General features: G+C 63.4%; 13 protein-coding genes. 10 read left to right on the top strand and 3 right to left on the bottom strand.

The genetic code is table 11. From position 1 onward, the window contains the following. Positions 1-219: 219 nt before the first annotated feature. The gene (locus EYV96_RS03755) at positions 220-1602 is read right to left on the bottom strand and encodes an FAD-containing oxidoreductase (RefSeq protein ID WP_131150154.1); all 1383 of its coding nucleotides are present in this window, start codon (positions 1600-1602) and stop codon (positions 220-222) included. A 266-nt stretch (positions 1603-1868) separates the two neighbouring features. On the opposite strand from EYV96_RS03755, the gene EYV96_RS03750 reads away from it, so the two are divergent. Next, complete coding sequence (locus EYV96_RS03750; protein ID WP_205746079.1) at positions 1869-2696, top strand: alpha/beta fold hydrolase; 828 nt, start codon at positions 1869-1871, stop codon at positions 2694-2696. Positions 2697-2732: 36 nt separating this feature from the next. Here EYV96_RS03750 and EYV96_RS03745 read toward each other — a convergent pair whose 3' ends face one another. Next, on the bottom strand, positions 2733-3062 hold the full coding sequence (locus EYV96_RS03745; RefSeq protein WP_131150152.1) for a hypothetical protein: 330 nt from the start codon (positions 3060-3062) through the stop codon (positions 2733-2735). A 156-nt stretch (positions 3063-3218) separates the two neighbouring features. Between EYV96_RS03745 and EYV96_RS03740 the strand changes: the two genes are divergently transcribed. Beyond that, a complete protein-coding gene (locus tag EYV96_RS03740; RefSeq protein WP_131150151.1) occupies positions 3219-4496 on the top strand; it encodes an acetyl-CoA C-acyltransferase in 1278 nt (425 codons plus the stop codon). A 37-nt stretch (positions 4497-4533) separates the two neighbouring features. On the opposite strand, the gene EYV96_RS03735 is transcribed toward EYV96_RS03740, so the two are convergent. Beyond that, positions 4534-4974, bottom strand: a complete 441-nt coding sequence (locus EYV96_RS03735; protein ID WP_131150150.1) for a hypothetical protein — start codon at positions 4972-4974, stop codon at positions 4534-4536. A 242-nt stretch (positions 4975-5216) separates the two neighbouring features. Between EYV96_RS03735 and EYV96_RS03730 the strand changes: the two genes are divergently transcribed. The 8 genes from EYV96_RS03730 to ccoS all read left to right on the top strand — a co-directional run bounded on the left by EYV96_RS03730 (position 5217) and on the right by ccoS (position 12142). Then, positions 5217-6059 (top strand): hypothetical protein, encoded by an 843-nt coding sequence (locus EYV96_RS03730; protein ID WP_131150149.1) that lies wholly within the window; start codon positions 5217-5219, stop codon positions 6057-6059. Positions 6060-6307: 248 nt separating this feature from the next. Next, complete coding sequence (gene ccoN / locus EYV96_RS03725) at positions 6308-7774, top strand: cytochrome-c oxidase, cbb3-type subunit I (protein ID WP_131150148.1); 1467 nt, start codon at positions 6308-6310, stop codon at positions 7772-7774. A gap of 12 nt (positions 7775-7786) precedes the next feature. Beyond that, positions 7787-8446, top strand: coding sequence for a cytochrome-c oxidase, cbb3-type subunit II (gene ccoO / locus EYV96_RS03720; RefSeq protein WP_131150147.1), 660 nt, complete (start codon positions 7787-7789; stop codon positions 8444-8446). Beyond that, entirely contained in the window at positions 8443-8640 is a 198-nt protein-coding gene (locus EYV96_RS03715; protein WP_131150146.1) for a cbb3-type cytochrome oxidase subunit 3, read from the top strand. Before ccoO ends, EYV96_RS03715 begins: the two co-directional genes overlap by 4 nt. After that, entirely contained in the window at positions 8637-9539 is a 903-nt protein-coding gene (gene ccoP, locus EYV96_RS03710) for a cytochrome-c oxidase, cbb3-type subunit III (RefSeq protein ID WP_131150145.1), read from the top strand. The genes EYV96_RS03715 and ccoP overlap by 4 nt, the downstream gene beginning before the upstream one ends. Further along, on the top strand, positions 9529-9750 hold the full coding sequence (locus EYV96_RS03705) for a hypothetical protein (protein ID WP_131150144.1): 222 nt from the start codon (positions 9529-9531) through the stop codon (positions 9748-9750). The genes ccoP and EYV96_RS03705 overlap by 11 nt, the downstream gene beginning before the upstream one ends. Then, positions 9747-11924, top strand: coding sequence for a heavy metal translocating P-type ATPase (locus EYV96_RS03700; RefSeq protein WP_131150143.1), 2178 nt, complete (start codon positions 9747-9749; stop codon positions 11922-11924). Before EYV96_RS03705 ends, EYV96_RS03700 begins: the two co-directional genes overlap by 4 nt. After that, positions 11921-12142 (top strand): cbb3-type cytochrome oxidase assembly protein CcoS, encoded by a 222-nt coding sequence (gene ccoS, locus EYV96_RS03695; RefSeq protein ID WP_131150142.1) that lies wholly within the window; start codon positions 11921-11923, stop codon positions 12140-12142. Before EYV96_RS03700 ends, ccoS begins: the two co-directional genes overlap by 4 nt. The last annotated feature ends 74 nt before the right edge of the window (positions 12143-12216 follow it).

Here is a 12216-nt window from a genome sequence, read left to right as displayed (position 1 = left end):
TGTCAGTGATCGAGCGCCGGCAACCGGAAGTCGTCGATGGCCGCCCAGGGCGTGTTCGCATCGATCCGCCACTCACGTTGGCCCCGTAAGCCTGCCCTGCACGATGGTCTGTCATCCGTCCCAAGCCGTCGCGTCCGTCCGTTCTCCGCTGCCGCGAGACAATCAAAGAATGCGGATAAAGGGAGCGTGAAAACCACTGCTTTTGCAGGCCCGTGGACGCTAGCCGCGGTCCGCTGGATGGAGGTCCTGCAAGACGGTCGGCAGCAGCTCGGCCACGGTGGGATGGATGTGAACGGCATGCGTGACGGTGTCGATGGGCACGTTGGCATACATGGCGTCCAGAAGGCTGTGGATCGCCTCATCGCCGTTGACACCCAGAATCACGGCACCCAGCAGTTTGCGCGTCGCCGCATCGACGATCACCTTCATCGTACCCAGCGTCTCACCGCGCTCGATGGCGCGTCCCACGCGCGTCATCGGTCGAACACCGACCAGGACGTCATGTCCCGCCTTGCGGGCCTCCTCCTCATTGAGCCCGATGCGCCCCAACGGCGGATCGATGAAGAGTGCGTAAGTATTGATGCGATCGCTGATGCGGCGCGCGTCGTGATCGAGCACGTTGGCGGCGACAATTTCGTAATCGTTGAACGACGTATGCGTAAACGCTCCCTTGCCGTTGCAGTCCCCCATGGCCCAGATGCCAGCGACACTTGTGCGGCACTGATCATCGACGTGGATGTAGCCTCGCTCATCCGTTGCCACGCCGGCACGCTCAAGACCCAGGTCATCCGTGTTTGGCTGCCTTCCCACGGCAAGCAACAGGTGGCTGCCGCGCACCTCCATGCGCGGATCGGCGCACGCCGCGACAACACAGACCTGGCCCGAGCTCCCTTTCAGTTCGATGCACTCGGCACCGGTGTGGATCGTGATGCCTTCGCGCTTGAGGATGTCCACCACGGCATCGGCAATCTCAGGATCCTCGCGAGGAAGCAGGCGCTTGCTGCGCTCGACGACGCTTACCTGCGAACCGAATCGGCGGAACATCTGGGCAAATTCAAGTCCGATGTAGCTGCCACCGACGATGACCAGATGCTCGGGAAGTTCACGCAGTCCCATCACGCCCACGTTGTCCAGGTAGGGAACGGAGTCGATGCCCGGAAATGGCGGCCGCGTGGCGCGGCCACCGACGTTGAGGAAAATCTCGTCCGCCTCCATCACGTCATCGCCCACGCGCAGGGTGGTGGGCGATTCGAATCGGGCGTGACCACGAAAGAGCTTCACGCCGGCCATGCCCGCGATCCATTGTTCGACGTTGCCGCGCGAGCGTTCGGAAATGCCCCGCGTGCGACGCCACACCTCATCCATCATCACTTGAACGTTGCCGGCACGCACGCCGTATTCCGCGGCCCGGCCGGACTGATAGGCGACGTACGCGCTGGCCACCATCGATTTGGTGGGGATGCAACCGGTATTGACGCACGTCCCCCCGACGTCTTTGCGCTCGATGATGGCCACTTTGCGACCGGACTTGCCCAATCGCTCCGCCAGCGGCGGCCCCGCCTGCCCTGCACCCACCACGATGGCATCGAATCGCTCGGTCATCACAGGCTCCCGCGATGAAATCGGGAGCTTGCCAAAAACCCCGGCATGCAAAGCGTCAACCCATACCAAAGTCGTGGTTATCTGGCTTGTCATATTCACGCCTTTGCAACCTGGCGTGCGCAACCTTCACACGCTGTACTCGTCCCGTCCGCTCAGGACATGACGACATCACTTTCCGGTCATGGCTGCCTTCCCTGGCGGGCGGCCCTGACGGGCTGTTCTTTGAGCGGCATATGCCATGCCGCCCCGACCCTGGAGCCTGCGCAATGAACGACACGATCACGACCAAAGATGGCGTTGAGATCTTCTACAAGGACTGGGGCAAGGGGCAGCCCATCGTGTTCAGCCACGGCTGGCCGCTGTCATCGGATGACTGGGATGCGCAGATGCTGTTCTTTGCAGCGCAGGGTTTTCGAGTCATTGCGCATGATCGTCGCGGTCACGGTCGTTCGTCACAGACCTTCGAGGGCAATGACATGGATCACTACGCCGCTGACCTGGCGGCACTGACCGAGAAACTCGACCTGCACGACGCCATCCATATCGGCCATTCCACCGGCGGCGGCGAAGTGGTGCATTACGTGGCCAACTACGGCATGAAGCGCACCGCGAAAATCGTGCTCGTGGGCGCGGTTCCGCCAATCATGGTGAAGAACGCCAACAATCCCGATGGCACGCCGCTTGAGGTATTCGACGGCTTTCGCCAGGCCCTGCTCGCCAATCGCGCGCAGTTTTTCCTGGACATCGCCAGCGGGCCCTTCTATGGCTTTAACCGACCGGGCGCCCATGTGTCCCAGGGCACCATTCGCAACTGGTGGCGACAGGGCATGATGGGCGGTGCACAGGCCCACTACGACTGCATCAAGGCCTTCTCAGAGACCGACTTCAACGACGACCTGAAGAAGATCGACCTGCCTGCGCTCGTGTTGCATGGCGATGACGACCAGGTCGTGCCGTACAAGGATGCGGGCGTGCTCTCGGCAAAGATCCTGAAGAACGCGACGCTGAAGATCTATCCCGGCTATCCGCATGGCATGCTGACGACCCACGCAGATGAGCTCAACAAGGACATACTGGCCTTTATCCGGGGCTGAGCTGATACGGGCCATGGACGGCCCTGCTTGACCGGCTCAGGGGGCCGGGCACATGACCGGCTTCGAACCATCCGTGACCTGCGTATACGTCGGCACACCATCGATCTGTTCAAGGCGCACGATCGATCCGCCGACGCATGTCTCGTTCGATGCGAGCACGCGCCCTTCTTCGGGCGCAGCCATGCGGCGCGACTGCGCACGCGCTTCCACGGCCTGACGCTGGGCCATGGCGACCTGTTGCTGTTGCATGGCTTCCACGGCCTGAAGCATATCCGTCTGCGCACGCTCGACCATGGCCATGCGAAACGTCCACGCGACCGCCACCACCACGACGGTAGCGACGACGCTCTTCCAGTACGCTGGCATTCCTTGCCTCCCCCTCAGGATGCAAGTCGCGGAGCATACCGGTATCCCACCGCGAAAAGGTGCACGCCCGTCGCCTTCATCGCGCCATGACGCTTCATACGTCATATCAGCTCGCCAACCGGCTTCTTCACCTCCCTTCCACATTCAAGGACGCCCATGAACCCTTCTGCTGAGATCTGGCTTGCCGCGGGCCTGCGCACACCCTTTGCCAAAGTCGACACGGGCCTGGCCGGGCTGGACGCGATTGCGCTTTCCGTGCCGGTCGCGCAGGCCATGCAGGCACAACTGGCTCAGGGAACCCCCGACTTCGCCGTGTGGGGCACCGTGGCCCCCAATCTCACCTGGAGCAACATCGCGCGTGAAGTTCTGGTGGATGCGGGCTTGCCCGCGACGATTCCGGCCTTCTCCACCATCATGGCCTGCTCGACCAGCATGATCGGGGCTTTGGAAGCGGCGGGCATGATCGATGGATCGTCACGCAACCTGGCCCTGGTCGGCGGCGTGGAGAGCATGAGCCACATCCAGCTCGGGCTGGGCCAGCGCCTTTCCGACTGGATGCGGGGTTTCCAGAAGGCACGATCCGTGGGCGAGAAGGTGTCGCATGCGACGGAACTCAAGCTCAAGGACATCGCGCTTTACGTGCCATCGGTGACCAATCGCACCACGGGCATGAGCATGGGCGAACACACCGAGATCACGGCGAAGGCATGGCATATCGGTCGCGAAGAGCAAGACGCCTGGGCGCTCGGCAGCCACCAACGCGCCGTGGCAGGCTGGGAAGATGGCTTCTTCGACAGCCTCGTCCTGCCCGTGCGGGACCTGAAACGCGATGGCATACCACGCAAGGACACATCGCTGGAAAAGCTCGCGAAATTGCCACCCGCGTTTGACCGGACCAGCGGCAAGGGCACCCTGACGGCCGGCAACTCCTCACCCCTGACCGACGGCGCCTCGTCACTGTGGGTGGGCTCGAAACAAGGCATGGCCCGCCTGCCCTCATCGACCCCGCGCGTCCGGCTCATCGACTGGGAAATCGCCGCGGTGGACTTCCGCGTCGAAGGTCTGCTGATGGCACCGGCCTTTGCCATTCCGCGGCTGCTCGCGCGGCAGGGCCTGCGTTACGAAGACATCGCACTGTGGGAGATCCACGAAGCCTTCGCTGCGCAGGTGCTGTTCCACGTCAAAGCCCTGGAAGACCCGACGTTCCTGCGCGAGCGCGCCGGGGTGGACGCGGCGTTCGGCGTGTTTCCCCGTGAGCGCATCAACCCACATGGCGGCAGCGTGGCGCTCGGACATCCGTTCGGCGCCACCGGTGCGCGCATCCTCAGCCAGGCCGTGAAAGAGCTGGCCGCGCAGCCGCCGGGTACCCGCGCCATCGTCAGCATCTGCGCGGACGGCGGACAGGGTTCCGTGGCATTGCTTGAGGCGCAATAAGGGCCCCTGGGGAGTCCGGGGCAGCGACGCGGTCTCCCTACTTCGCCTCTTCGATGGTCATGCCGCCAATGGCAATTCCCAGCGTCACGCCCTCGCCCTTGCCGGAGAGGTACATCGAGACGGAACCTTTCGTGAGCACCTGGTTGGTCGACGCCTGGCCCGCGGCGAGTGTCGAATCCGCCTGGGCGTACGTACCAAGAATGTCGCGCGCCGTGGCGAGCCCGGTGAACTTGCCCACGCCATCCTTGATCTTGGATTGCCCGACGCTCATGCCACCGCCATTGGCGGTGAGTTTGACCTTGAGCGTGCTGCCATCGGTGCACTTGATCGTGCCTTCGCCCGTGGTGCGTTTGTAGAACACCGACCAGCTACTCAATGAGAATTGCATGCGACACACCAGTTCAGCGGCACTGGCGGCGGAGCTGAGGCACATGAGCGCGGCCAGCAGGGTGACCGAGGTGAGCCGGTGCTTTTGCATGTCGTACCCCTAAGTGTCGCCCCAGGTGGCGACCGTGTCGGCGAAGCTTGCGCTCGTCCCCGAAGCGCGCAGAAGCGCATAAATGCGGTGCTTTCACTAAGCAAAAGTACGCCCCCTCCTTCCTGTCGAAAAGCTTTCGTGGATACCCCGTAAATTTGCGTAATGACGGTAGGTATTACTTCGCTGGGAAATGCCCGGAACGCGGCGGAAGATCAGGTGAGACCCCCGATGGATGAGTCGCCATGAAGAAACTTGCGGCCTTCGTAGCTTCCCGCGTTATCGCACCTGCCTTGCTGTTTTCGATGGCCTGCGCGAGCACCGCGCAAGCGGGCGAGCCGGTGCCGAACAACTGGGACGGCAACTGGCACTACAGCATCACGCCCTACGGCTGGCTGCCGGGCATTTCGGCGACCATGCGCTACCGGCTCCCTGAAGGTTCGGTGGAGAGCAAGACCAATGGCAGCATCTTCGATTATCTGAGCGGCGCATTCATGCTGGAGTTCGAGGCGCGCAAGAATGACTGGGGCATTTACACCGACCTCGACTGGGTCAAGTTCTCCGACGAAAAGGGACGCTTCACCTCCATCGGCGGCGACCGTGTCGGTGCCAATCTCGGACTCGATACGCGCTGGGGCATCAAGGGCGGCATGTTCAATGTGTCGGCGCTCTACTCCATTGGCCACAGCGACATCGGCTACGTCGACCTGATCTTCGGCGCCCGATACCTGTGGTTGAAGGGCAACCTGGACTGGAACTTCAACGCCAACGGCAATGCCGGCAACTTCAACATTGCCACCAGCGGCCATCGCAATAACCAGATGCATGTGACCGACGCCATCGTCGGCCTGAAAGGCGCGTGGACGCCTTTCCACGACAGCGGCTGGTTCTTCCCCTACTACGTCGATGTGGGCGCGGGCGGCTCAGACAGCACCTTCCAGCTGAAGGCCGGCGTGGCGTACGCGTTCAACTGGGGCAACATCGCCCTCCTCTATCGCGATGTCGAGTACCACCAGTCAGACAGCGACAATTTCGTGAAGAAAGCGACGCTCAGCGGACCGGCATTCAGCGTGACGTGGAACTTCTGAAGCAGACGATCGAACAGCAGAGCGCGGGCCAGCCCCGCGCTTTTGCATTTGTGTGGTCCGGTCGATGCAGGGCCTGGAGGCCGATGCCAGGGCATTCGACGGGATTGCGGGAGGTGAGCAGCGTGACAACGGCACCCCGAACAGCGGATGATCCCTCCGCGGGCGCAACCACATTCCGCACCACGGGCAGTACCTGAGCAAGCCAAACCCTTCGAAGCAGCACTGCAACGATCGAGGTGGTCTTTCGTATGGCAACTACCGAGTACTACAACGACAAGGTCGTGCGGCAGTTCCTGCTCGCCGCCGCCGTCTGGGGTGTCATCGGCATGTCGGTGGGCGTGCTGGCAGCCGGGCAACTGCTCTGGCCTGCGCTCAATTTCGGCGAACCCTGGCTGACCTTCAGCCGCATCCGGCCTGACCACACTTTCGGCGTCATCTTCGCGTTCGGCGGATCGGCGCTCATGGGCACCTGCTATTACGTCGTGCAGCGAACCGGGCATACGCGCCTGGCGCTCGGCAAACTGGCGGAGTTCACGTTCTGGGGTTGGCAACTGGCCTGCGTGCTGGCCATGGCAACCATGCCGTTCGGCATCACCCAGAGCAAGGAATACGCCGAGCCGGAATGGTTCGTCGACATCATCATTGCCGTGGTATGGGTGTCCTTCGGCGTCGTGTTCTTCGCCAGCCTTGCGCGGCGTCGCATCCAGCACATCTACGTCGCGAACTGGTACTACGGCGCTTTCATCATCGCGGTGGGCCTGCTGCATATCGTCAACAACATCGCACTGCCCATCAGCCTGACCAAGTCGTACCCGGTGTACTCGGGCGTCGTCGATGCGATGGTGCAGTGGTGGTACGGCCACAACGCGGTGGCGTTTTTCCTCACCGCAGGCTTCCTGGGCATGATGTATTACTTCGTGCCACGCCAGGCACAGCAGCCGTTGTGGAGCTATCGCTTCTCCATCGTCAATTTCTGGGCGCTGATTTCGGTTTACATGTGGGCCGGATCGCATCATCTGATGTACACGGCACTCCCGGACTGGGTGCAGTCGGTCGGCATGGCCTTCTCGCTGATCCTGCTGATGCCCAGCTGGGGCTCGGCGGCGAATGGCCTGCTCACTTTCAATGGATCCTGGGGCAAGCTGCGCACGGATCCCGCGGCAAAGTTCATGGTGTTGTCGCTCGTGTTCTACGCCGCGGCCACGTTCGAAGGTTCGATGATGGCGATCAAGACGGTCAACTCGCTGTCGCACTACACCGACTGGACGGTCGCGCACGTGCACTCCGGCGCGATCGGCTGGGTTGCGATGATCACCATCGGCTCGCTCTACGCCATGGCGCCGCGCGCGCTTGGGCAGGAGGCGATGTATTCACGCTCGGCCATGGAGCTGCACTTCTGGCTGCACACCATGGGCCTGCTGCTCTACGTCGGCTCGATGTGGACCGCCGGTGTAACCGAGGGCCTGATGTGGCGCGCCACCGATGCCGACGGCACGCTCACCTACAGCTTCCTGGACAGCCTGATCCGCATCAAGCCGATGTATTTCCTGCGCTGGCTCGGCGGCGTGCTGGTGCTCGCGGGCATGGTGGTGATGGCGTGGAACTTGTGGCACACCGCCGCCGACGCTCGCGCGCGCCTTATCAAGCCGATTCCGGTGCCGATTCCGGAGCCCGAGCCGAATCAGATTCCCCAGCCCCTTCCGGCGCAAGGTTGAGGAGACGCGCACATGGCCTACAAGCAATTCGAAGCCATCGAAAAGCACGCCGGTCTGCTCGCGATCCTGACCGCCATCATGGTGTCGATCGGTGGTCTGGCGGAAATCACGCCACTGTTTATGGAAGCGCACGCCGTGAAGGCCGCGCCGGGCGTGAAACCCTATGACCCGCTGCGCCTTGCCGGACGCGACATTTATGTCCGCGAAGGTTGCTACCTCTGCCACTCGCAGATGATTCGCGCGCTGCGTGCGGAAACGCAGCGATACGGACATTTCTCGACGGCGGAGGAATCCGTCTACGACCGGCCATTCCAGTGGGGATCCAAACGCACCGGTCCGGATCTCGCACGCGTGGGCGGAAAGTATTCGGATCAGTGGCAAGTCATGCACCTGATGGATCCGCGCAGCGTGGTGCCGGAGTCGAACATGCCATCGTACGCATGGCTCGCCAGCGCCAAGCTTGACGCCTCCGACATCGAGGCGCGCATGCGTGGCCTGCGCAAACTCGGCGACCCCTATTCCGATGCTGACATCGCCTCGGCGCCCGATGCCGTCAACGGCAAGACCGAGATGGATGCGCTGGTCGCGTACCTGCAAGGCCTGGGCATCAAGAACGAGCCGACGCCATCTGCCGTTGCCGCCGCTCCAGCCAGTGACGGGGGTGCGCCATGAGTGCGATATGGGGCCACCTGACCGGCGTGCTGATCACCCTGATCATGTTCGCCTTCATCGCCATATGGATCTGGGCCTGGAGCGGACGCCACAAGCGCGTGTTCGACCGCATGGCCGAGTTGCCGATGGAAGACGATGTTCCTCCCGCCACGACGTCAACCGCGTCCGATGACGCTAAGGACGGCCGCTCATGAGCCTGTTCTGGTCGCTGTGGATCATGTTCCTCATCGTGCTCAACCTGGGCATCACGCTGTTCCTGTTCCTGTGGGCGCCACGAGCGAAAATCCCCGTCCGCGCCGATGGCACCAGCGGCCATGTCTGGGCGCACGGCGTGCTGCGCGAAGGCGTGCGTCCCTTGCCGATATGGTGGGTGGTGCTTTCCGCGTCGATGTTTGCCATCGGCTTTGCCTACCTGGCCTTGTTCCCGGGCTTCGGTTCATACAAAGGCATACTGGGCTGGACCGCGCACGGCGAACTGGCCGAGCACGTCGCCGAAAACAACGCCAAAGCCGATCAGCTGCTCACGCGCTTTCGCCTCTACACGCCGGAGCAGCTGTCGGCCGATCCTGCCGCGCAGCACATCGGCGAGCGCCTTTACCGCGATAACTGCGCGGCATGCCATGGACGCCAAGGCAAGGGCAATGTGGCGCTTGGCGCGCCGGACCTCACCGATAACGACTGGCTCTACGGTGGCGACGGCAAGACGATCACGACGTCAATCCACGATGGGCGCCAGGGCGTGATGCCGCCCTGGAACAGCCTGGGCGAGGACAACGTGCGCAACCTCGCCCAATATGTGCTCAGTCTTTCCGACTCACCGCACGACGCCGCCAAGGCCGAGGCCGCCAAGCCGTTGTTCGCCACCTGCGCGGCCTGCCATGGCCCGGATGGCAAGGGTATCCAGGCACTGGGCGCACCCAACCTCACCGACAAGATATGGCTGCACGGTGGTACCGTCGCCGACATCGAACACTCCATCGGCGAAGGCCAGCACGGCCAGATGCCGGCATGGAGCCCGCGCCTGAACGACGATCAGATCCATATCCTTGCAGCCTACGTCCTCCACCTTTCGCACCAGGATCATGATTCATAGCCGTTCGCGCACGACGGCCCGCCACGATGGCGGGCTTTGGTATCGACAGCCGGTGGTCTGGCTGGGCATGGGGATCTTCGTGGCGACGCTGGCCGGGTGCGTGTGGATGATTGTCCTCGGCTCGCGCCATCGCGATGAAGCCGTGGAAACCTCGCGCCAGGTGTTTGGCGTGCCCAAGAGTGCACACAGCGCACCGCAGCCGCATCCATGAGCACGACCATTGCCTGGGATAGCCCCCTGCTCGCCGCCAAGGTCCTGCGCGAGCGCAAGGACGGTTGCTCGGAGATCGCGTTGCATGTCGATGCCCTGGCCGACCTGCGCAAAGTCGTGCTGCTGGAAAAGCGGCTCCACGGCCTGAGCGGCGTGCGACGCGTCAGCATGGAGCCGAGTTCCCGCACGGTGCGGATCGTCTGGCAGCGCCAGGACACCAGCCTGTCCGAACTGCTCGGAACGATGGCGAGCATGGGCTGTCCGGCTCACCCCTTGCGACGCGAGGCCATTGATGATCGCCGCTCACCGGCCATGCATGATGCGCTCAAGCGATTGCTGGTGGCCGGCATGTGCGCCATGCAGGTCATGACCTACGCCTTCGTGATCTACATCGGCGTTGTCGATTTCGTCGATTTCAGCACGCGCGACTTCTTCCGCTGGATGGGTTTCCTGCTGTCGGTGCCCGTCGTGCTTTACTCCGCGCACCCCTTTCTCAAGGGCACGTGGCGCGAGTGGCGCGCACGCCGGCTGGGGCTGAACACCCCCATCGCCGCCTCGGTATGGCTCATCTTTCTGGCCAGCGGGTGGAACACGTGGCGGGGCACGGGCGAGGTGTATTTCGATTCGATCACGATGTTCGTGTTCCTCGTGCTGGCCGGGCGCTTTCTTGAGTTGCGCGCGATGCAGCAGGGTCGCGCGCGGACGGACGCCCTGCAGGCGCGCACGCCACTGCTTGCGCGGCGAAAGACAGCCATTGGCGACTGGGAATGGGTGCCGGCAGAAACGCTCGTCGTCGATGATGTGGCTTGGCTGGAGCGCGACGTCATCGTGCCGGCTGACGGTCGGGTGACATCGGGCGCGATCGTGGTGGATGTCTCCGCGCTCACCGGCGAATCGCAGGCCATGACGTGCGGGACGGGCGACCGTCTGTTGGCTGGCAGCCAGGTGGTTTCGGGCGATGCGACCTTGCAGGTCGAGCGGCCCGGCACCGAATCGTTTGCCGCGAGACTGGCCGATCTGTCGCGACGAACGGTTGCCCACACGCCTGAGGATAGCGATCCTCGCCTTTCGCGTTTTGTCACCGCCGTCCTCGTCCTGGCCGCGCTCACTGCCGTCGTCTGGATGTTCATCGATCCGGCACACGCATGGCCGACGTCCGTTGCCGTGCTGGTGGTCGCGTGCCCTTGCTCCTATGCGCTGACGCGGCCCAGCCTGACGATGCAGGCGCAGCTGGCCATGGCGCGGCAAGGCGTGCTGATGACGGATAGCCGGGTGCTGGATCGCCTTCCCCGCATGTCCCGTGCCTGCTTCGACAAGACGGGGACATTGACGTCTCCCCGGCTGGTCAGCGTGGAGGCCAGCACCATCGACCCGATGCATGCGCGCGAACTGGCAGGCGCCCTGGCCATCGCCAGCCATCATCCGCTGGCGCAGGCGGTGCTACAGGGGCTTGAGGGCGAACGGCGTTTCCATGCCATCCAGACCATGGAGATGCCCGGCCATGGCGTCGCCGGAACGATCGAAGGTCAACGCTACTGGCTCGGTCGGCCGGACGCATTCGGACATGCCGCTACCGACGCATCGGCGCTCTGCCTGGGTAACGACGAGCGCGTGATCTGCCGCTTCGCCTTCGATGAATCACTGCGCGACGACGCCGCACGGGCGATCACACGTTTGCAACGCGATGGCGTGCACTGCGAAATTGTCAGCGGAGACCTGCCCTCGCGCGTCGAACCCATCGCCGCCTCGCTGCAAATCGAGGACTGGCTGGCACGGCAGTCGCCGGATGACAAACGCGAGCACGTTGCCGACATCCAGGGCGAGGGTCACGTGGTCCTGTTGGTGGGTGACGGCAGCAATGACGCCCCCGCGCTGGCCCAGGCCGACATCTCGGCGAGCCTCGCCTCGGGAACGGAGCTGGCCCAGTCGACGGCGGATCTCCTTCTGGTATCGGGACGCCTTGAAGGCCTTGTCGACGCGCGCGAGCTGGCGCGAGCCTTCGCGCGCAAGCTCGATCAGGGGCAGCGCTGGTCGCTGGCCTACAACCTCGCCTTCATTCCTCTGGCCACGCTGGGCCTCGTCACGCCATGGCTTGCGGCGCTTGGCATGTCGCTCAGTTCCCTTGTGATCATCTGGCGTTCTCGTGGCCTGGGCGCAGGAACGCCATTGCCATGAACATCCTGCTCGTACTTATTCCCGTCACTACCCTGATCATCCTCATTGGTGTGATCACGTTCTTCTGGGCCGTGAATCATCGGCAGTTCGATGATCTGGAGAGTCCGGCGATCCTCCCGTTGCTTGAGGATGCCGACAAGCCAGCGAAAGACGACGTGGCCCCTCCCGACGAGACCGGGACCGGGGCGCCATCAGGGCCGGACGATCGCACATCGTGAGGCTGAACGCCGGGACCGCGTTTCAAATTCAGGATGACCGCCCGTCATAGCTCCCGAACCCAGGTAAAGGGAGC

This window comes from Dyella terrae (assembly GCF_004322705.1).
GTDB lineage: Bacteria > Pseudomonadota > Gammaproteobacteria > Xanthomonadales > Rhodanobacteraceae > Dyella_D > Dyella_D terrae.
This window is presented reverse-complemented; position numbering and strand designations above follow the sequence as displayed.

Excerpts from the sequence above, each read along its gene's own strand:
- EYV96_RS03755 (WP_131150154.1), bottom strand. The coding sequence starts at position 1,602 with ATGACCGAGCGATTCGATGCCATCGTGGTGGGTGCAGGGCAGGCGGGG.
- EYV96_RS03750 (WP_205746079.1), top strand. The coding sequence starts at position 1,869 with ATGAACGACACGATCACGACCAAAGATGGCGTTGAGATCTTCTACAAG.
- EYV96_RS03745 (WP_131150152.1), bottom strand. The coding sequence starts at position 3,062 with ATGCCAGCGTACTGGAAGAGCGTCGTCGCTACCGTCGTGGTGGTGGCG.
- EYV96_RS03740 (WP_131150151.1), top strand. The coding sequence starts at position 3,219 with ATGAACCCTTCTGCTGAGATCTGGCTTGCCGCGGGCCTGCGCACACCC.
- EYV96_RS03735 (WP_131150150.1), bottom strand. The coding sequence starts at position 4,974 with ATGCAAAAGCACCGGCTCACCTCGGTCACCCTGCTGGCCGCGCTCATG.
- EYV96_RS03730 (WP_131150149.1), top strand. The coding sequence starts at position 5,217 with ATGAAGAAACTTGCGGCCTTCGTAGCTTCCCGCGTTATCGCACCTGCC.
- ccoN (WP_131150148.1), top strand. The coding sequence starts at position 6,308 with ATGGCAACTACCGAGTACTACAACGACAAGGTCGTGCGGCAGTTCCTG.
- ccoO (WP_131150147.1), top strand. The coding sequence starts at position 7,787 with ATGGCCTACAAGCAATTCGAAGCCATCGAAAAGCACGCCGGTCTGCTC.
- EYV96_RS03715 (WP_131150146.1), top strand. The coding sequence starts at position 8,443 with ATGAGTGCGATATGGGGCCACCTGACCGGCGTGCTGATCACCCTGATC.
- ccoP (WP_131150145.1), top strand. The coding sequence starts at position 8,637 with ATGAGCCTGTTCTGGTCGCTGTGGATCATGTTCCTCATCGTGCTCAAC.
- EYV96_RS03705 (WP_131150144.1), top strand. The coding sequence starts at position 9,529 with ATGATTCATAGCCGTTCGCGCACGACGGCCCGCCACGATGGCGGGCTT.
- EYV96_RS03700 (WP_131150143.1), top strand. The coding sequence starts at position 9,747 with ATGAGCACGACCATTGCCTGGGATAGCCCCCTGCTCGCCGCCAAGGTC.
- ccoS (WP_131150142.1), top strand. The coding sequence starts at position 11,921 with ATGAACATCCTGCTCGTACTTATTCCCGTCACTACCCTGATCATCCTC.